This window comes from Leucobacter sp. OH1287 (genome assembly GCF_003859945.1).
Classification (GTDB): domain Bacteria; phylum Actinomycetota; class Actinomycetes; order Actinomycetales; family Microbacteriaceae; genus Canibacter.
This window is the reverse complement of the sequence record NZ_RQYM01000020.1, coordinates 1-18,792: the sequence shown is the minus strand read 5'-3', so window position 1 is coordinate 18,792 and position 18,792 is coordinate 1. Positions and strand designations below refer to the sequence as shown.

18 protein-coding genes are annotated in these 18,792 nt (G+C 58.1%); 12 read left to right on the top strand and 6 right to left on the bottom strand.

The genetic code is table 11. The features are described from left to right. On the top strand, positions 1-555 hold a 555-nt coding region (locus EII30_RS08495), incomplete at its 5' end, for an ABC transporter ATP-binding protein (RefSeq protein ID WP_124886912.1). Positions 556-645: 90 nt separating this feature from the next. Here the strand turns inward: EII30_RS08495 and aspS are convergent. After that, positions 646-1,995 carry an aspartate--tRNA(Asn) ligase gene (aspS, locus tag EII30_RS08490; protein ID WP_199731601.1) on the bottom strand — a complete coding sequence of 450 codons (1,350 nt, stop codon included), beginning with the start codon at positions 1,993-1,995 and terminating at the stop codon, positions 646-648. A gap of 105 nt (positions 1,996-2,100) precedes the next feature. On the opposite strand from aspS, the gene EII30_RS08485 reads away from it, so the two are divergent. From EII30_RS08485 to EII30_RS08465, 5 genes are read left to right on the top strand one after another with little or no spacing between them, the layout of a single operon-like run. Beyond that, positions 2,101-2,649 (top strand): GNAT family N-acetyltransferase, encoded by a 549-nt coding sequence (locus EII30_RS08485; protein ID WP_124886911.1) that lies wholly within the window; start codon positions 2,101-2,103, stop codon positions 2,647-2,649. A 42-nt stretch (positions 2,650-2,691) separates the two neighbouring features. Further along, on the top strand, positions 2,692-3,339 hold the full coding sequence (locus EII30_RS08480) for a histidine phosphatase family protein (RefSeq protein WP_124886910.1): 648 nt from the start codon (positions 2,692-2,694) through the stop codon (positions 3,337-3,339). A 1-nt stretch (position 3,340) separates the two neighbouring features. Continuing rightward, positions 3,341-3,994 carry a TlpA disulfide reductase family protein gene (locus EII30_RS08475; RefSeq protein ID WP_124886909.1) on the top strand — a complete coding sequence of 218 codons (654 nt, stop codon included), beginning with the start codon at positions 3,341-3,343 and terminating at the stop codon, positions 3,992-3,994. Continuing rightward, positions 3,991-4,761, top strand: a complete 771-nt coding sequence (locus tag EII30_RS08470) for a cytochrome c biogenesis CcdA family protein (protein ID WP_124886908.1) — start codon at positions 3,991-3,993, stop codon at positions 4,759-4,761. Before EII30_RS08475 ends, EII30_RS08470 begins: the two co-directional genes overlap by 4 nt. 58 nt (positions 4,762-4,819) lie before the next feature. Further along, complete coding sequence (locus tag EII30_RS08465) at positions 4,820-6,499, top strand: cytochrome c biogenesis protein ResB (protein WP_124886907.1); 1,680 nt, start codon at positions 4,820-4,822, stop codon at positions 6,497-6,499. A 59-nt stretch (positions 6,500-6,558) separates the two neighbouring features. Here EII30_RS08465 and EII30_RS08460 read toward each other — a convergent pair whose 3' ends face one another. Beyond that, positions 6,559-7,596, bottom strand: coding sequence for a GTP-binding protein (locus tag EII30_RS08460; protein ID WP_124886906.1), 1,038 nt, complete (start codon positions 7,594-7,596; stop codon positions 6,559-6,561). A gap of 191 nt (positions 7,597-7,787) precedes the next feature. Between EII30_RS08460 and ykgO the strand changes: the two genes are divergently transcribed. Next, entirely contained in the window at positions 7,788-7,910 is a 123-nt protein-coding gene (gene ykgO, locus EII30_RS08455) for a type B 50S ribosomal protein L36 (protein WP_124886905.1), read from the top strand. A gap of 153 nt (positions 7,911-8,063) precedes the next feature. On the opposite strand, the gene msrB is transcribed toward ykgO, so the two are convergent. Then, positions 8,064-8,519, bottom strand: coding sequence for a peptide-methionine (R)-S-oxide reductase MsrB (gene msrB / locus EII30_RS08450; RefSeq protein WP_124886904.1), 456 nt, complete (start codon positions 8,517-8,519; stop codon positions 8,064-8,066). 183 nt (positions 8,520-8,702) lie between these two features. Here msrB and EII30_RS08445 point away from each other — a divergent pair, with 183 nt between their 5' ends. Beyond that, positions 8,703-11,468, top strand: a complete 2,766-nt coding sequence (locus tag EII30_RS08445) for an HtaA domain-containing protein (RefSeq protein ID WP_124886903.1) — start codon at positions 8,703-8,705, stop codon at positions 11,466-11,468. Positions 11,469-11,535: 67 nt separating this feature from the next. Further along, positions 11,536-12,438 (top strand): HtaA domain-containing protein, encoded by a 903-nt coding sequence (locus EII30_RS08440; RefSeq protein ID WP_124886902.1) that lies wholly within the window; start codon positions 11,536-11,538, stop codon positions 12,436-12,438. A 77-nt stretch (positions 12,439-12,515) separates the two neighbouring features. On the opposite strand, the gene EII30_RS08435 is transcribed toward EII30_RS08440, so the two are convergent. Further along, a complete protein-coding gene (locus tag EII30_RS08435) occupies positions 12,516-13,325 on the bottom strand; it encodes a heme ABC transporter ATP-binding protein (protein ID WP_124886901.1) in 810 nt (269 codons plus the stop codon). Beyond that, positions 13,325-14,398, bottom strand: coding sequence for an iron ABC transporter permease (locus EII30_RS08430; protein ID WP_124886900.1), 1,074 nt, complete (start codon positions 14,396-14,398; stop codon positions 13,325-13,327). The genes EII30_RS08435 and EII30_RS08430 overlap by 1 nt, the downstream gene beginning before the upstream one ends. A gap of 171 nt (positions 14,399-14,569) precedes the next feature. Between EII30_RS08430 and EII30_RS08425 the strand changes: the two genes are divergently transcribed. From EII30_RS08425 to groL, 3 genes are all read left to right on the top strand, one after another. After that, positions 14,570-15,646, top strand: a complete 1,077-nt coding sequence (locus tag EII30_RS08425; RefSeq protein WP_124886899.1) for a hemin ABC transporter substrate-binding protein — start codon at positions 14,570-14,572, stop codon at positions 15,644-15,646. Between the two features lie 76 nt (positions 15,647-15,722). Then, positions 15,723-16,385 (top strand): LytR C-terminal domain-containing protein, encoded by a 663-nt coding sequence (locus EII30_RS08420; protein WP_124886898.1) that lies wholly within the window; start codon positions 15,723-15,725, stop codon positions 16,383-16,385. Between the two features lie 152 nt (positions 16,386-16,537). Beyond that, complete coding sequence (groL, locus tag EII30_RS08415; RefSeq protein ID WP_124886897.1) at positions 16,538-18,157, top strand: chaperonin GroEL; 1,620 nt, start codon at positions 16,538-16,540, stop codon at positions 18,155-18,157. A 159-nt stretch (positions 18,158-18,316) separates the two neighbouring features. Here groL and EII30_RS08920 read toward each other — a convergent pair whose 3' ends face one another. Further along, a complete protein-coding gene (locus tag EII30_RS08920) occupies positions 18,317-18,499 on the bottom strand; it encodes a hypothetical protein (RefSeq protein ID WP_158608698.1) in 183 nt (60 codons plus the stop codon). Positions 18,500-18,792 lie beyond the last annotated feature (293 nt).

Sequence of the window (18,792 nt, the reverse complement as noted above, 5' to 3'; positions counted from 1 at the left end):
GATAAACCCTCGTTACGTAGATGCCTGATCTCGACCCAATTATCCAAAGAAATCACCCTTTCATTTTTAGATGAATTGGGCTACTTTTCGACCGTCACTGACAGTGACCGGCAACGCACGAAATTCTGGCATGACAGGGCAAGCTTTATTTTCCAAGACTATGGCCTGATCGAGGATAAAACAGTGCTCTACAACGTGGCAGTGTCACACGCATCACTGTTCGGCATCCGCGCAAGTACGCAGAAAGAAGCCACAGCGGTGCTCAGCACCGTCGGACTGGCCGACCGCGTCAAAACCAAGGTTGCTGCTTTAAGTGGTGGTGAAAAGCAGCGGGTTGGTATTGCGCGAGCACTCTTTAAGAAGTCAGACCTGATTCTTGCTGACGAGCCAACGGCATCGCTTGATCGGGCAAACCGCGAGAGCGTAACGCAGCTGTTGCGCAGTGCTGCTGCGCAGGGTGCTACGGTTGTCGTTGCTACACACGATGAAGAATTACTTGGCAACTGTGACAGGGTTTACTGGCTAAACCGTGGTGAGCATCAGCCCGCAGCGTAGATTCTTGAGTGCGTGGCAGTGATCCACAAAACATAAAACCCCGGCGCTTCACTCAGAGTGGAGCGCCGGGGTAACCTGTTTGGTTTCGAGCTACGGCTGCAGCCTGGTTGGGCCGCGGAACAGGTAGGTGACCTCGCGGATTGAGGACTGCTCCAGCATCAGCATCAACACACGAGCCAGTCCCATACCGAAACCACCGTGCGGTGGTACGCCGTGGCGGAAGAAGTCAAGGTAGAACTTCAGCTCGGCAGGCTCCAGACCCTTCTCAATCGCCTGCTGTTCCAGCACCGCGATCCGGTGCTCACGCTGTGCACCGGTTGAAATCTCGGTGCCGCGGTAGATCAGATCGTAGCTGTTTGTCAGCTCCGGATTGTCAGCGTGACGCATGTGGTAAAACGGCCGAATCGAGGTTGCATAGTCGGTTAGGAAAACAAAATCGTGACCGTACTCTTCCTTCACATAGGCGGTAATCTGGCGCTCACCCTCCGGATCCATGTCGGCGTCAGCGCGCGGCACCTCGTAGCCACGCTGCTTCACAATTTCCTTCGCCTCGGCGAGCGGGATCCGCGGGAATGGTGTGCTCGGCACCTCGATGGTGATACCAAACAGTTTCTCGATCTCGTCACCGTGCTTCTCCTTCACCGAGCTAAAGCCGGCGACGATCAGCTCCTCGTGCAGCTGCATAACGTCCTCGTGTGACTCAATCCAGCTGAACTCGGTGTCAACCGAGGTGAACTCGGTTGCGTGCCGGGAGGTGAATGACGGATCCGCCCGGAACGCGGGACCAACCTCGAAGATGCCGCCGAAGCCCGCAGACTGAGCCATCTGCTTAAAGAACTGTGGGCTCTGGGCAAGATAGGCGGTTGTCTCAAAATACTCGAGAGAGAACAGTTCGGCGCGGCTCTCGGAGGCGCTCGCCATCAGCTTCGGGGTGTGGATCTCGACAAAACCGCGGTTGATCCACACCTCACGCAGTGCGTGCTCGAAGGTTGTTTGCACCCTAAAAATGAGGTTCTGCTCGGGGCGGCGCAGGTCAAGGAAACGCCAGTCGAGGCGCACATCAATGCCGGAGTCTGGTTTCACCGGGGTCTCTGGCTCAGCCTGAGAAACAACCTCGAAACTGTCGATCTGAATCTCAACACCACCGAGTTTCACCCGCTCGTTCTTCTGCAACTCACCCGAAACAACGATGAAGCTGCCGGTAGCAACCTCACTGATAGCGGTTGTGCGTGCATGCCGCTCAGTGTCTTTGGGGTCGCTGCTTTCAGGGTCGAGCTCGCGCACAACCCCGCCGTTTACCAGCTGCACAGCACCCGACTCGTCACGCAAAACAACAAACTGGACGTAGCGCTGGTCACGCACCTTCTCAACCCAACCGGCGACGGTTACCGGGCCCTCGGCGCGAGCAGCGAGATCTTTAACTAATACTCTTTCAATCACACAACCATTCTAGTTTGTTCTAGGCGGCCTCGCTGGTAGTATCAGAGCGGACACTGAATTGGTCCGTCTAGATTTCGTCAGTTCGTCTGAAAACGGGGGTAGAGTGTGAAGGACCACGCAGCACCGAAGTTCCGGATCCGCCTAGCGCAGCCAGCAGATTTTGCGGCGGTAGACAGGCTGGTTGATGCAGCATACGACAGCGCCTACGGGCCGCGCGACACCAGCTGGGATAAGCACCGCACCGCAGAATCCCGCTATGACACGGGTAACCATATTTGGGTGACTGAGCAGACCTGGCCAGCAGAGGAGGCGGGGAAGATAGTCGCAACCATCACCTCGCGTGCCTGGGGCAATCCCGCGATGCACGATGAAGTGACTGATCCACACGAGATGGATCTGCGGCTGCTCGCCTCCGACCCGAAGGTGAAGGGGCAGGGGCTTGGTACCCAGCTGATGTGGCACGTGATCCACGAGGCAAAAGCGCAGGGCTTTCGTTCCCTGGTGCTGTGGACGAACGGTAAATGGGAGGGGCCGCAGCGGCTCTACCACCGGATGGGGTTTGTGCACGAGCGGGATCGAGACAAAAACGACTATGGCGAAAATGGTGAGCTGCTGCTGCACCTGCCGTGCTTCGTCTACTACGTTCAGCGCTAGATTAGGGTGTGACGCTCAGGTTGAAGCAATAGAATAGCTTGCGTGTTAGAGCGGCAGATTCATTTGGTGCGCCACGGCGAAGTCTATAATCCCGAAGGCGTTCTTTACGGGCGGCTGCCCGGGTTCAGGCTGTCTGAGCTGGGCGAGCTGATGGCTGAGTCAGTGCGAGACAACTTGCAGGAGCGGGGTAGAAAGGTCAGCGGTGTTATCGCCTCACCGCTTTTGCGGGCGCAGCAGTCGGCGGCGCCGATCGCAAAAGCCTTCGACCTGCCGGTGCAGACGGATCCGCGCATTATCGAACCGAGCAACCAGTTTGAAGGGCTTGTGAAACACGGTCCCGCCGGGGAGATGCGGAAACTGAGACACCTGCCTAAACTGTGGAATCCGCTGCTGCCTAGCTGGGGTGAACCCTACGCGCGAATCGCTCGCCGTGTGCTCGCGGCGATGGATGACGCATGGGAGCAGCAACCGAGCGACGGTGACGCGGTTTTGGTTAGCCACCAGGCGGTTATTTGGGCTGCCCACCGGGCGGTTAACGGTTTGCCGCTGTTCCACAATCCGGCGCAGCGTCGCTGTGACCTGTCGAGCATTACCAGCTTTACTAAGCGTGACGGCAGCTGGTTTGAGGTGTGCTACAGCAGCCCTGCCGAACCGCTTTTGAGCGGGGCTAAAGATGTGGGGGCGGTGTAGTATGCGGCGGGCAGCTGCGGCGAAAACGCGAAAGAGTGTATACGGCTGTGCTGCGGCGGCGGTGTTTGCGGTGCTGATCGGGGTTAGCGGCTGTGCGAGCAGTGATCCACTCGCGGAGGTAGCCAACAACAGCGACACCGGTTTTATTGAGGGCGACGGCGCAACCACCTCAATCGCCGTCAGTGAGCGCACCGAACCGGTTGAGTTCGAGGGTCTGACAGACACGGGCGAGCACTTAAGTGACAAGGATTTCCGGGGCAGTGTCACAGTTGTGAACTTCTGGTATGCAGGCTGTGCTCCGTGCCGTGCTGAGGCGGCGGATCTGGTCAGTGCGGCCGCCGAGTTTGAGCCGCAGGGCGTTAAATTCTTGGGGATCAACACCCGCGATCAGGCGGCGCAGGCGATCCAGTTTGCCGAGCAGTACGATATTAAATACCCGTCAATTTTGGACGTTGCCGAGAACCGCGCGGTGCAGGCCGCCTTTGCCGGGCAGATCCCGTTGAACGCGGTGCCGACAACGCTCGTGCTTGACGCAGAGGGCAGGGTTGCGCACCGGATTGTCGGGCAGATCGCGAGCGAATCTCACCTGACAACGCTGATTAAAGAGACCCTGGCGGAGCAGGCAGCGGCCGGCCCCGCTGACTCCAACTCATGAGCGATATTGTGCTCGACGGTTCGCTGTGGCTAGCCTGCCTGGTCGCGCTGCTCGCCGGGCTTGTGTCGTTTATCTCACCCTGTGTGCTGCCGCTGCTACCGGGCTATCTCGCCTATGTTGGCGGATCCTATCAGGCGGCAAACACGGCAACCGCTGGTGCCGGCAGGCAGGCCGTAAAAGCCACCGGCGCGAGAGGGCGGATGATGCTCGGATCGGTGCTTTTTGTGCTCGGGTTTACGGCGGTGTTTGTGTTGTTCCTGTCCTTTGTCGGATCCTTCGCCGTCTGGCTGCGCACCTGGGAGACCCAGATCACACAGGTTATGGGCGCTGTGATTGTGCTGCTCGGCATTGTTTTTATGGGGTGGATCCGCCCACTCCAGCAAACCCGCAAGCTCCGCCTCCGCAGCTCCCTCGGGATCTTCGGGGCACCGCTGCTCGGAGCGGTTTTTGCGCTCGGCTGGACCCCGTGCCTCGGCCCAACCCTCGCGGTGATAACCTCGCTGAGTCTCGGGCAGGGGGATCCGCTGCGGGCGAGCGTGCTCGGGGTCGCTTACTGTCTCGGGCTGGGGCTGCCGTTTATTCTCGTCGCTGCCGGGTTCGCCTGGATTGCCGGCGCCCTCGGCTGGGTGAAACGCCACATTCGAGTGTTCAACATTATCGGCGGGCTGCTGCTGATTATCATCGGTGTGCTGATGCTCACCGGCCTGTGGACGCAGCTGATGTATGCGGCGCAGGCGTGGGTGAGCAGCTACACGCTGCCAATCTAGGTGGCCGGTTAAACGGTAATATTTAAGAGTATGTGTGCTGTTGAGATGGTGAGTGCCGGTGTCTAGACCGTATGATTACGAGGACGGCTCCGGTGTGAGCGCCCGCCCCCAGCCGGAGCGTCAGGGTGCCGGTATCCTGGGGCTGCTGCGCTGGTTCTGGCGACAGCTGACGAGCATGAAGGTGGCGCTGATCCTGCTGCTGCTGCTCGCCCTGGCAACAATTCCCGGCTCGCTTGTGCCGCAGCGGGCGGCGGATCCAAACGGCGTCGCCCAGTTCGAGGTTGAGCACCCGGAGCTGTTTAAGTTCCTTGACAGTTTCCCGATTCAGGCGTTTGACGTCTACACTTCAGTGTGGTTCTCGGCTGTTTACCTGCTGCTGTTTACCTCGCTTGTTGGCTGTATTTTGCCGCGGATCGTCCACCACACCAGGGCGCTGTTTAATCCGCCGCCGAAAACCCCGTCAAGGCTCAACCGCATGGTTGGGTTCTCGCAGCTCAGCGTGAAAAACGAGCGGGCATCGGACGACGAAAAACTGGAGTTTGCTAAGCGCTCGGTTGAGCTAGCAGAGCAGCGGCTAAAGAAGCTGCGCTATCGCACGGTTGTTGCCGAGGAGAACCGGCGTGGTGTCACCGCTGTTTCGGTGAGTGCCGAGCGCGGCTATCTGCGAGAGACCGGTAACCTGCTGTTCCACATCGGGCTGGTCGGGGTGCTGATCGCGGTTGGTTTCGGATCCGGAATTAAATTTAATGGGCAGAAGGCGATAACCGAGGGCGAGACAATGGTGAACTCGCTGATCGACTACGACACGGTGACAACCAGCACCTACTTTGATGTTTCCGATCTTGACCCGTTTCGGATGCGTCTGGACTCGTTAGATGTTGACTATGTTGACGTTGAGGACCAGAAGCCGAACGCGCTCGGTAACGTCGAGGACTACCGCGCTAACGTCACCGTTTTTGAGAGCGACGGCAGCTCCTTCAAATCAACAATCCGCGTGAATGAGCCGCTGCGCCAGCACGGCACCCCGGTGTATCTCATCACCAACGGCTACGCACCACACCTGACGATGCGGAACGCCGCGGGTGAGGTTGTGTTTAGCGAGAAGGTAGCGTTCCTGCCGCAGGACACAAACATGGTTTCGATCGGTGTTATTAAAGTGCCGGACGGTTTTACTCGTTACGGCGAACCGGTGCAGGTTGGCTTCCGCGGTTTCTTCTACCCAACCAAGGTTGTGCTGGAGGACACGGGCGCCTACACCTCAAACTTCCCGGACCTGCACAATCCGCTGGTGACGCTCGACATGTATGTTGGCGACCTGGGAATTAACGAGGGCATCCCGCAGTCGGTTTACGCGCTAAACACCGACACAATGGAGGTTTTAACCGGCCGCAAACTGCAGCAGAAATCGCTTGAGATCGGCATCGGCGAAACCGTGCAGCTGCCGGAGGGGATGGGAACCTTGACGGTTGAGGCGGTGCCACGCTTTGCCGCGTTTGAGGTTATGCACGATCCGAGCGCGGTTTGGGTGCTAATCAGCTCGCTGGTTGCCTTTGGTGGACTGATCGCCTCCCTGTTTGTGCCTCGCCGCCGCATGTGGGTGAAGGCGATTGTCACCGCGAACGGGATCACGCTACAGTATGCGGGGCTTGCGCGCGGTGACGACCCGAATCTGCCAAAAGCGGTTGGGCAGTTCCGTGACGCACACCGGCAGGCGCTCGCCGATTCAGCGGTCGGCTAGTCGTTTAATACTGGCTCGGCAGCCTGGTAGGCATCGGTTGCGCTGGCCGATCCTTAAACTCAGCCTGCGGTGTCTGAGGCTGTCTCGCTCGCCGGGAATGGATCCACCAGCTCACGCCAGAGCGCTGGCCCCGCGGCAAACTCCTCATCGCTTAAAACCGCAGTGTCAAGGCCCGCTATAATCGCCTCGTGGTCAAGGTTAATGCCGATAAGCGCGAGATCCTGCGAGATCGCAAAATACTCTGGGTCGTCGTCTGCGCTGTTTGACACCTGATGGAAAGCGATTGTGCTGCCAACCTGATCCCACAACAGCAGCTCTCCCCGCCTGGTTGCGAAGCGGCAGAACCCGCCTGACCGCATAATTCTTCCGAGCCGGTGTTCAGTGAAGTCGTGTTGCAGCAGCTGTGCGAGCCGTTGTGGGTGGAACGGCCGCAACTGCTCATATCGCAGCCACGAGATGCTGCTGTCCTGAAACGGTGGCGCTGCACAGCCGCTGAGGATCTGCATCCACCCGGCGCGATCCTGCACCACTGTGTTCTCGGCAGCCCCCGGTATTAAGAGGGTGTGTGGATCCGCCAGCCGCACCGTCGCGGTGGGGGAGAGCGCGCTGATCAACGCCATGGTCTGTGACAGCTGCGCGGTTGTTAGGCGCTGCCAGTTGGTGATGATAACTGTTTGGGCGAGCTCGATCTGGGTTGCGGTGATGGAGGCGCGGGCGATGAAGTCGCTGGGGCAGCCACAACTGTCGACAGCGGCGACGAGGAAGTCTTCGGTTGTTAATTCATCCATTAGCTGCTCCGCATCGAGTATGCAGACGATAGCGCTGAGCCTGAGCGAGTTGATGCCGGTTTTTTGGTCACTTGCGCAGGCGGCGATTAGCTCGGTCGGAAGCGCTGTTGCGGGTAACTCTGCGACGGCGGCAATATCTCCGCTGAACCATCGCAGGTAGTCGATTGCGGCGCTGCCGGGATCGTGATCGTAGAGCACCTCGATTGCGGGGACGAGGGTGCGCCCGGTTGCTTTGGCGAGCGCGCGGCTGTAGGCACCGCGGATCTCGTCATTTGGGCCAAAAACCGCGATTACGTCAATATTTAGCATTTTCCTCCTCCGCTCGCTGCCGCTAGCTGCTGGCCGTTTGCTAGTTTCTACGCACTGTCATTTGCTGGCCGTTTGCTAGTTTCTACGCACTGTCATTTGCTGGCCGTTTACCGCTTTTGCTTGCCGCTTGACAGGACAGCCATTACAGCTATAATAAATGATAATCGTTATCAATAGCAAGGAGGGTTGCTGTGAAGGTTAGAGCTTCGTTGAAATCACTTAAGAACCAGCCGGGCGCGCAGGTTGTGCGACGCCGCGGCCGTATCTATGTGATCAACAAAAAGAACCCGCGCATGAAAGGGCGCCAGGGGTAGTGCGTGGGGTGGATCCGTCGATAGCGTGAAGCTACCAGGGATGTTGAGTGAGCGGATCCGCCCACGCTCTTTATCGCCGTTAATGGGTGTTTTACCTTTTCGGGCGCGCCTTTGGTGGCAAACTGCTGCTGCTTGCTGACGGGCGTGTTGCGTTTACTGGTCAAACACGGAGGTGTTGCTCGGCGGTGCCTGCTCGGTGGGGGCGGCATCGGCTTCGAAGCTGAGCGCGACAGAGTTCATGCAGTAACGGTCACCGGTTGGGGTGCCGAATCCGTCTGGGAACACGTGGCCGAGGTGTGAGCCGCAGTTTGCGCAGCGGACCTCGGTGCGCACCATGTTGTGGCTGTGATCATCAATCAGCTCAACCGCTTCTGGCCGCACAGCCTGGTAAAAGCTTGGCCAGCCACAGCCGGAGTCGAATTTGGTGCCGGCAACGAACAGTTCGTTGTTGCAGCCCGCGCAGCGGTAGAGCCCGTCACGCTCTTCGTGGAGGAGCTCGCCGGTGCCGGGAGCCTCGGTGCCTGACTGCCTAAGCACACGATACTGCTCATCCGTGAGCTTTTCTCGCCAGGTTTCGTCGTCGTTTTGGATCGGATAGTTTTTGCTCATGAGGATATTTTAGAGCAGCAGTTTTAAGCTGCGCAGTAACCATTTTTCGTTTTGAAAATACAGCTATATCTCGGTTAAGCAAAGCTATCTTAAAGTTCATCTGCTTTTGCAAAGAAAAACTGATAGGCTGGCAGGTGCTGAATTTTTTGTCGATCTAGGATATTAGCCTGGGGGAAATAACTAATGCCTTCAACGTCAGCAGCATCCCGTCTGTTTGTCGCGTTTATCACCGGTCTGCTGGTGGTTGCCGGGAGTGTGTTCGGTGGGTTTGCGGGTCTTAGCGCCGCAACCGCAACCGACCAACCGGTGATTGCGCCAGCCAACACTCCCGCTGAAACCCAAGACTGCACACCGGTTGACTCAACCGGTCAGTTGGTGTGGCAGTACAAGGAGAGCTGGGCAGACTATATTATCACCGGGTTTGCTAAGGGTACTGCTACCGCGGTGGGTACTGCGACAGTAGATCAGGCAGGCACTGTCACCTATCAGGAGGATCGCGCTAATTCCAGCTACGATCGTGTAACCAAGACAGGTGTTATTGCCTATTCTGGCGGAGCGCACTATGTTGGTCACGGTGGTGTGCTGGATGTGCAGATCGTTAACCCCCAGATCGCGGTTAAGGGTGACGGCACAGCAACGGTTTCTGTTGAGGTGACGTCTACCGAGGGAGGCGTTGCTAAGGAGCTGGGTCGTTTAACCGTTGCAGAAATTGCGAGTCTGCCTGAGGGTGTAATCGGGGAGAGAGTACAGTGGCAGAACGCTGTTGGTGCGTTTAACGGAGTGCTGGAAAGCCACAGTGCCCTCTTTAGCCCACACACGGGAAAGAATACTGCCCCGCTGACCTTCAGCGCTGGCTATACCGAGAAGTGTGAGAGCACCCCCGCCACACCCGCGAACCCTGCAACTCCTAGCGGCCCAGCCACCCCGGGTACTCCGAGCACACCTGGGGCAACCCCAACCCAGCCGAGTTGCACAGCGGTTGATTCAACCGGTCAGTTGGTGTGGCAGTACAAGGAGAGCTGGGCTAAATACATTAAAGGGCCAATCGCACATGGTAAAGGTGAGGCGATTAAACCTGCCACTTTGTCGTCTGACTTGATTGTCACTTACCCAGAGGACCGCGCCAATTCCAGCTACGATCGTGTAACCAAAACCGGTGTTATTGCCTATTCTGGCGGTGCGCACTATGTTGGTCACGGTGGTGTGTTGGATGTGAAGATCGTTAACCCCCAGATTGCGGTGAAGGGTGACGGCACAGCAACGGTTTCTGTTGAGGTGACGTTTACCGAGGGAGGCGTTGCTAAAGATCTGGGCCGTTTAACCGTCGCAGATATTGCGAGTCTGCCCGAGGGTGTAATCGGGGAGAGAGTACAGTGGCAGAACGCTGTTGGTGTGTTTAACGGAGTGATGGAAAGCCACAATGCCCTCTTTAACCCACACACGGGAAAGAATACTGCCCCGCTGACCTTCAGCGCTGGATACAAGGGCGAAATGTGCCCGGAGCCAAAGCCTGACCAGCCAGCAAACCCAAACACACCTGGCACGCCGGGCACCCCATCCACACCAGCACCTAACCCGAGCACCCCAAGTGTTGTGCCATCTCTGCCTATACAGAGCGGTGGATCATTGCAGTGGGGTGTGCGTGAGTCATTCCGCAAATACATCACCGGAAAGATCGCTAAGGGCAGTTACGCTGCAGGCGGTGCGGCGAGCATTGTTAACGGCATCCTCAACTTCCCACAAGCATCGGGCGGAGTGTGGAATAAAGACAACAACACAGGAACAATCCAGTACGCCGGTTCGGTGCGCTTCACCGGTCACAACGGTGTGCTTGACCTGTCGTTCTATAACCCGCTGATTGTTGTGCACAACGACAAGTTTGCGCAGATGATGGTGCCGTTCAACGGTAAAACCGTGACTCTGATTGACATTGATCTCGCGAGCGCGCAAAAGACCGTGCACCCGAACGGTAATGTCACCTGGGTAAACGCCCCAACAAGGCTGACAGCGAGCGGTGTTCCAGTCTTTGCAGAATACTACAAGGCAGGTGAACCACTTGACGCGATCAGCTTCACTTATGGTGCAGCTGTCGCCGGGCTCAGCAGCGTTCCTGCAAAAACCGCAACCAGCTTCAAAGCCGGTGACCTCGCTGCAGGGCAGGCACCAGGTCGCGGCTCAAATGCAGTGCTCAAAGCAGGCCAGGGATCCTTCAGCTGGGGAATTTCAACCTCCTTTGCGCGTTACGTCGCCGAAGGCTACGTGGTAGGTCGAGCAACCCCGGTTAACACCAAGGGTCGAGTAATCGGCACCTGTGTTAACGGCGATATCGGTAACTACACCTTCCCGCAAACCGGTGGCACATTCGATCCAGCAACCGAGCTTGGCACAATCGAGTACAGCGGAACAGTGCAGTATTGGGCACACGGTGGTCTGCTCAACCAGAGTTTCGCAAACCCGGTTGTTAACGTTACTAGCCCAACCACCGCAACCCTCAGCGCTAACGGCACTGTGTGGGGCACACTCAACCTCAGCACTGCGAGCAAACAGCGTGGTGAGCGTGGCGAAATCACCTGGCGGGGGGCAACCTTCACCCCGGGTGCTGGCGCTAACGCCTTCCTCGGCAACGAATACAACGCGAGCGGTAAAATCGGCTGGGATACTGAGATAACGTTCACCGCCGGCGCAGCCGCAGACACCTGTGGCACAGGCACAAACTCTGACAACAAGAAGAAAGAGAAGGACGCCGCAGCCGCAGAACAGGTGAGCGAGATTAAAGAGGCGAAAGCCGCTAAACTCCGCAGTTCAAAGAAGGGCTCCGGTGCGTCAAGCACCCAGGCTGTTGTCGCCCCTGTGCAGCTGCCAAGCTGGCTGTGGTACGGCGGCACCGGTGTGCTGGCGCTTATCGCAACCGGCACGACGGTAGCTGCGATCCGCCAGCGAGCCAGCTAGCGGACCCGGCTAATCGCCGAGCAAACCAAGAACCTAACAAGCCAAAACACTGAGACGAAAGACAAGGATGAAGCCTCGTAACCTTTCAACAGCAGCCGCCGTCATCGTGGTGGCGGGAGCGCTAACCATTACCCCGCTCAGCGCGCACGCAGCAGCCAGCGGATCCGCTAAACCGCTGAACATCGCACCCGCGGTTCAAACCGCTGACACCTGCGAACTGACCAGCGGCAACCTCGACTGGGGTTTTAAAGAGAGCTTCCGTGCCTACATCTCCGGCTCAATCGCGAAGGGATCGTGGGAAGCCTCAGAGGGCGCAGTCTACGAGACCCCGCTGTTTAAGTTCCCAACCGGTAGCGGGTCGGTGACCGCTGAGACGCAGGAGGTGCGGGTCACATTCCCCGGCAAGATCCACTTCACAGGCCACAACGGGGTGCTCGACATGACCGTTGCAAACCCGACCGTTGTGATCCCGGCGGAGGGCACCGAGGGAAAACTGCTGCTTGACCTGCGCTCAACCGACACAAGCGGCGAACTGGCAATCGACCAGCAGGCAGTTGAGGCGCTGACACTTGACCTCAGCAAAGGGCTGAAGGTGACCGATGACGGCATCACAATCAACGACGCACCAGCAACCGTCACCGAAACAGGCGCAACCGCGTTTGGCGGATTCTACAACGCCGGTGAGGAGTTCGACCCGATCAACCTCACCGCCGCCGGAGACGGCTGCGTGAAGTCAACACTGCACGCAACCGCCGCTGACGACAGCGCCGACGAAAAAACGGCTGACAGCGCCGACGATAAAGCCGCTGACAGCGCAGCCAAAACCCCAACCCCGGGAACCGTTGAGGTGCCGCTTGCCGCGCTGATTATCGGCGCGATTAGCCTGCCGGTAATCGGATTCACCGCGGGAATGCTGCTCACCGGTCGGAAGCGCAAGCAGGCAGAAAACGCGAGCACCAGCGCCGTGTAAACGCGAGCACCAGCGCCGAATAAGGGTCGGCTCTATCGCCGAGTAAACACCGGCGACAGTGCGCAGGCTAAGAGTCCCTACCCGCGCAGCGGCAGCACCAGCAGGTCGCCGTTGCGCGGGTTTTTTATAACCTCAACCGGGGTGTCATAGATCGCAGAAACAGTCTCGGTTGTCAGCACCTCCGCTGGGGTGCCGGTTGCTGCGATCCTGCCCTGCTTCAAAAGCGTCACCCGGTCAGCGTAGGCGGCAGCGAGGGTGAGATCGTGGATCACAACCAGCACCGCCGCGCCAGCCGCCGCCAGCTCACGAACGGTCTGCAGCACCGCCTCCTGGTGTTTCAGGTCGAGCGCCGCCGTCGGCTCGTCAAGCATCACAACACCGGTACGGCCGGCGAGGACGCGCGCAAAACTAACGCGCGCACGCTCACCACCCGACAGAGTCGGCACGCGACGACTGTGCAGGTGTGTAACATCAGCGGTCGCAATCGCCTCCTGGATCGCCTCCGCGTCCTCCTCCTCGGCGGGGGTGCGATGCCACGGGGCGCGGCCCATCTCAACAACCTCGACGGTTGAAAACGGGAACATCAGCTGGTGCTCCTGCAACAGCACACTGCGCAAACGGGAGAGCGCCTTTAAGCCCCAATCGCCCAGCGGTTTATCGAGAAACTCAATACTGCCGGAAGTGGTTTCAAGCTCACCCGAGATAGCAGACAGCAGCGTCGATTTACCGGCGCCGTTCGGGCCGAGCAGTGCCAGCACCTCACCGGCTCGCAACTCCAGCGAGATAGAGTGCAGCAGCTGTTTGTCACCAACACAGACATCAATCTCGGAGACGCTGCAGACCGGCTCTCCCGGCTGTTTCCGCACGGCAGCGGTGATTTTCACCATTAGCTCCAACCCCCTGCGTGTTTACGCGTTTTTCGAAGCAGCCAGAAGAAGAACGGTCCACCGATAAGCGAGGTGAGCAGACCGATTGGCAGATCCGCCATCGGGACGATTGTGCGCGCACCCAGATCCGCGAGGGTGAGCAGCAGGGCTCCACCCAAAAGACTTGTGACCATCAGCGGTCGGTGAGCAGGCCCCATAATCATGCGCATCAGGTGCGGCACAACCAGGCCAACAAACGCGATAATCCCGGTGAACGCGACCGCAACACCGACGAGCAGCGCAACCAGAACGATAATGCCGATTCGCAGCAGTTCAACGTTAACGCCAAGGTGGCGGGCGTTCCGCTCACCGAGAGAGAGTAGGTCGAGGGAGCGGGCAACGGACAGGGACGCGATAATCCCGAGAATCAGCAGCGGCACAACGATTCCAACCTGCACCCAACGGGTGCCCGCGATAGTGCCGAGCTGCCAGAAGATAATCTGCTCACGGGAGGAGGTGTCGCCGATGAAGGTGAGCAGCGCGATCCCCGCCCCGCCCACTGCGTTAACAGCGATACCGGTGAGCACAAGCGTCACAACCTCGGTTTTACCACCGCTGCGGCTCACAAAATAGACCGTCAGCGTCGCGATCAAACCACCGATAAACGCGAAAATCGGGGTTGTCCAGGTGCCGAAGATGGTGATTCCCAAAACAATTCCGACACCGGCTCCCAGCGCCGCGCCGGAGCTGACACCAACAACGCCCGGCTCCGCCAGCGGGTTGCCGAAAATCGCCTGCATCAAAAGCCCCGAGAGCGCGAGTGCGGCCCCCACAAGCGCCGCCATCACAACCCGGGGGAAGCGCAGCGACCAGAGTGTTTGATCGCCGGTCGGGTGGCTCGGCAGCGGCAGCCAGTCAATACCGACGCGGTGCAGGAGGGATCCAGCAACCTCGCTCGCGGGGATCTGCAGCTGCCCAATCCCGGCAGAAAACAGCACCGCGGCGAGCAGCAGCACACTGAGGATAATCGCAACCAGTGTTGTGCGTCCGGCACGCTTCAACTGCAGTTCGGGCGGAAGAGATTTCGATTTCATATTGATGCTTTAGCGGGAACCGTTTTTCAAAATAAACCAGTCTTATCAGTTCAATCTTAGGGTAGGCTTGCTTGTAAGCCCAATTAACTCTGTTTCATGGGTTGTTTAACTCCTTCACCAGACTGTGTACCGAAAGGAAAACAGGTGAAATCTCTGCGTAAAATATTCGCAATGCTGGGTCTGACGGCGGTGCTCGCGGTTGCCGGGTGCGCGGGTGGATCCACCCACTCAGACGTTGAAAAAGCGAAGGATCTGCCGCCGCTCAGCGAACTGACAGCGGTTGAAGATCCGAGCGCCTACGAGGGGCCAACCACCGTAAAGATCCCGGCGGTTGATTTCAAACCGATGGACAAGAAAGCCACCCCACAGCTGCCGGTGACGGTGACCAGCAACAACCTCAGCGGTGAAACCCAAGTGACCGTTGAGAGTGTTGACAGGGTGCTCGCGCTGTCACTCACCGGCAGCCTCGCTGACTATGTTTACGCTTACGGTTTCGCAGACAAACTCGTTGGCCGCGATATCTCAACCGAGCTGCCCGGCTACGAGGATTTGCCGGTTGTTACACGCAACGGCCACAGCATCGACCCTGAGGCGGTTTTGGACCTCAACCCGACCCTGATTATCACCGACGGTTCTATCGGGCCGGTAGACGTGATTGAGCAGCTCGCTGACGCGGGCGTGCCGGTTGTGTTCACTAAAAACGCCAGCACCTTCGAGGAAAGCTACGAGCAGGGGCGCCACATCGCTGAGATTCTCGGGGTGCCTGAGCTGGCGGATCCGCTAATCACCGACCTGCAAAAGAACATCGACGCGAAAATCGCTGAGGTTAAGCACCTGATCCCAACGGATGAGGCGAAAAAACCGCGGGTGGCTTTCCTCTACATCCGCGGAGAGGGTGTTTTCTACCTGTTCGGTGAGGGCAGTGGCATTGACACAATCTTTGCGGCGCTCGGCGTTATTGACGTCGCTAAAGAAATCGGCTGGGTTGGTGAGCGTCCGATGAACGACGAGGCGCTGGTTAACGCGAACCCGGACACGATTCTGGTGATGACGAAGGGACTCGCGAGCGTTGACGGCGTTGACGGTCTGCTGGAGGTACACCCGGCGGTTGTGCTGACTGACGCGGGTAAGAAATGCCGTGTGGTTGACGCGCCAGACACGAGCCTGTTCACCGGCGCCACCCGTGCACCGCAGGTGATTGACGCGCTGGCTCGTGCTTTCTACGCACCTGACAGCCTCGCTGAGTAACTCATAGCAATCGCAGGTAAAATAACTTGGTGGGTCAGCACGCTGGCTCACCAAATACCTGACCATGGAGAAATTTTTGGCTGAAAAGATAACCTATCCGCACGATCGTTTTGACGATGTGCCAAGGCGTCCACGCGGTGCCCGCCGCATCGGTGCACACCGGGTTATTGCGAAACCGCGGTATTTTTGGCAGTGGCTGACAACGGTTTTGGTGCTGACGGTGCTGCTCACCGCAGGCGGTATCTTCTACCTGACCGTGCTCGGAAACCCCGCTAACAACCTCGCCGCGATCGCTGAGCAGTCAGAGAAAGACCAGGCTGAGAAAGCCGCTGCCGCCAAGAAAGCTGAGGAGGATGCCGAGAAGGCGGCCGCCGAAAAAGCAGCCGCGGACAAGAAAGCCGCCGAGGAGGCTGCCCAGCAGCAGGCGGCTGAGCAGACGATCAACCCGAACGCTACCGTGTCGGTGCTGAACGCTGCCGGGGTTTCAGGGCTTGCCGCGTCAGTCGGTAACACAATCGGTGCAAACAACTTCGGTGTTGTGCAGCTGGTCACCAACGCGCCAGAGCGCAGCGCCACCTCAAAGGTTGTCTATGTGGATCAGGCAGACAGTGAGGCCGCTCAGGCGCTCGCCTCCGAACTTGGCACTGAGGCTGTTTTTGATGCCGTTAACTACGCCGCCTACAACTCACAGCTGGTGGTTGTTTTGGGCGCCGATTACAGCGGGCCGGGCGCGCTTTAGCTAGTGGCGAACGCCAGGTGTGAGCTAGCTGAACTAGTTTGCATACCTAGCTCACGAGTGCCAAAATTGATGTAGCACTCGGAACTTTAGAGTGCCTTAGAAGTTCCGGCACTGCCACGCAGTGTTTTAAGAAGCCAAAACGGGAGAAAAAATTGGCAAAGATTATCGCTTTTGACGAAGAAGCACGTCGCGGTCTTGAGCGCGGTCTCAACACACTCGCTGACGCTGTGAAGGTGACACTCGGCCCACGCGGCCGTAACGTTGTGCTTGAGAAAAAATGGGGCGCACCAACCATCACCAACGACGGCGTTTCAATCGCGAAAGAGATTGAGCTGGAGGATCCGTACGAGAAAATCGGTGCGGAGCTTGTTAAAGAGGTAGCAAAGAAGACCGACGATGTTGCTGGTGACGGCACCACAACCGCTACCGTTCTCGCTCAGGCACTCGTTAGCGAGGGTCTGCGCAACGTTGCTGCCGGCAGCGACCCAATTGCGATTAAGCGTGGAATCGAGAAGGCTGTTGCCGCCGTCAGCGAGCAGCTTTTGAAGAACGCTAAAGACGTAGAAACAACCGAGGAGATCGCGGCAACCGCGTCTATCTCTGCGGCAGACCCAGAGATCGGTCAGCTGATCGCTCAGGCAATCGACAAAGTTGGTAAAGAGGGCGTTGTCACTGTAGAAGAGTCAAACACCTTCGGCACCGAGCTGGAGCTCACCGAGGGTATGCGCTTCGACAAGGGATTCCTGTCAGCATACTTCGTAACCGACGCAGACCGTCAAGAGGTTGTTTTTGAGGATCCTTACCTGCTGATCGTCAACGGCAAGGTTTCAAACATTAAAGACCTGCTCCCGGTAGTAGACCAGGTTATCCAGTCAGGCAAGCAGCTCGTGCTGATCGCTGAGGACGTTGAGGGCGAGGCTCTCGCAACTCTCGTGCTCAACAAGATTCGCGGCATCTTCAAGTCTGTGGCAGTGAAAGCTCCAGGCTTCGGCGATCGCCGCAAGGCAATGCTGCAGGATATCGCGATCCTCACCGGCGGCCAGGTGATCTCTGAGGAGGTTGGCCTGAAGCTTGAGAACGCAACCCTCGACATGCTCGGCACCGCACGCAAGGTAATCATCACCAAGGACGAGACCACAATCGTGCAGGGCGGTGGCGACGAGGAAGCAATCAGCGGCCGTGTCGCCCAGATCCGCCGCGAGATCGAAAACACCGACAGCGACTACGACCGCGAGAAGCTGCAGGAGCGCCTCGCTAAGCTCGCCGGTGGTGTTGCCGTGATCAAGGCTGGCGCCGCAACCGAGGTTGAGCTGAAGGAGCGCAAGCACCGCATCGAGGACGCTATCCGCAACGCTAAGGCTGCTGTTGAGGAGGGTGTACTGCCAGGCGGTGGCGTTGCGCTCATCCAGGCAGGGAAGACAGTGTTCGAGTCACTCGAGCTGAAGGATGACGAGGCTGTTGGCGCTCGCATCGTGAAGGCTGCTATCGCTGCTCCGCTGCGTCAGATCGCTCTCAACGCAGGTCTCGAGCCGGGTGTTGTTGTGGATCGCGTTTCCGGCCTCGAGCCAGGTCACGGCCTCAACGCCGCAACCGGCGAGTACGGCAACCTGGTAGAGCAGGGCATCCTCGACCCAGCCAAGGTAACCCGCTCAGCACTGCAGAACGCTGCCTCAATCGCTGGCCTGTTCCTGACAACCGAGGCTGTTGTTGCTGTGAAGCCAGAACCAGCTGGCGCTGCACCAGCAGACCCGGGCGCTGGCATGGACTTCTAAACCGTCTAGGTTAGCTTGCGGGGGTGGATCCTTATCGGATCCGCCCCCGCTTTGTTTGTTGTGGGTGGAAGGTGTGATGAAAGGGATAGGGGATAAAAGCATCGGGTTGGCGTCAGGGTTGAGCGTGAAAAGGCTTCTACCTGAATACGCCGAGCGTGTCTAGGCAGTTTTATGCTCTAGTGCGGTTTCTGCGCAACCATTTACGCTTTCCGCCTGAACCCCTATTCTGCCGTGCTGCTTCTTGCCGTGCTGCTTCTTGCCGTGCTGCTTCTTGCCGTGCTGCTTCTTGCCGAGCTGCTTCTTCCAGCCTTTGAAGTTCCTTTTGATCACAGTCTCGCTCATAGCTGGCTTTTTTGTGAAGAATTGTCGCAGCCCTACATGCAGGAGAAAATCTTCTGTAAAGGTCAGGAAGATTTCCTTCTTTTGATCCCAGGATTTTAATGATCAGATGTGGGAAGATCAAGATAGCTAGGGCGATGACTATCAAGAGCAATACAACAATCAACAAAAGGATATCTTCGGGGACTAATATCGACATAAATAGCACGATACTAGTGGCCTGACCCCTGTTTTTAGATCCGGCTGTTTTTAGAGTCCAGAATGTAGACTGCCAGCATTAACTGGCATCACTTGAA

Excerpts from the sequence above, each read along its gene's own strand:
- EII30_RS08475 (WP_124886909.1), top strand. The coding sequence starts at position 3,341 with ATGCGGCGGGCAGCTGCGGCGAAAACGCGAAAGAGTGTATACGGCTGT.
- EII30_RS08470 (WP_124886908.1), top strand. The coding sequence starts at position 3,991 with ATGAGCGATATTGTGCTCGACGGTTCGCTGTGGCTAGCCTGCCTGGTC.
- EII30_RS08460 (WP_124886906.1), bottom strand. The coding sequence starts at position 7,596 with ATGCTAAATATTGACGTAATCGCGGTTTTTGGCCCAAATGACGAGATC.
- msrB (WP_124886904.1), bottom strand. The coding sequence starts at position 8,519 with ATGAGCAAAAACTATCCGATCCAAAACGACGACGAAACCTGGCGAGAA.
- EII30_RS08445 (WP_124886903.1), top strand. The coding sequence starts at position 8,703 with ATGCCTTCAACGTCAGCAGCATCCCGTCTGTTTGTCGCGTTTATCACC.
- EII30_RS08440 (WP_124886902.1), top strand. The coding sequence starts at position 11,536 with ATGAAGCCTCGTAACCTTTCAACAGCAGCCGCCGTCATCGTGGTGGCG.
- EII30_RS08435 (WP_124886901.1), bottom strand. The coding sequence starts at position 13,325 with ATGGTGAAAATCACCGCTGCCGTGCGGAAACAGCCGGGAGAGCCGGTC.
- EII30_RS08430 (WP_124886900.1), bottom strand. The coding sequence starts at position 14,398 with ATGAAATCGAAATCTCTTCCGCCCGAACTGCAGTTGAAGCGTGCCGGA.
- EII30_RS08425 (WP_124886899.1), top strand. The coding sequence starts at position 14,570 with ATGCTGGGTCTGACGGCGGTGCTCGCGGTTGCCGGGTGCGCGGGTGGA.
- EII30_RS08920 (WP_158608698.1), bottom strand. The coding sequence starts at position 18,499 with ATGAGCGAGACTGTGATCAAAAGGAACTTCAAAGGCTGGAAGAAGCAG.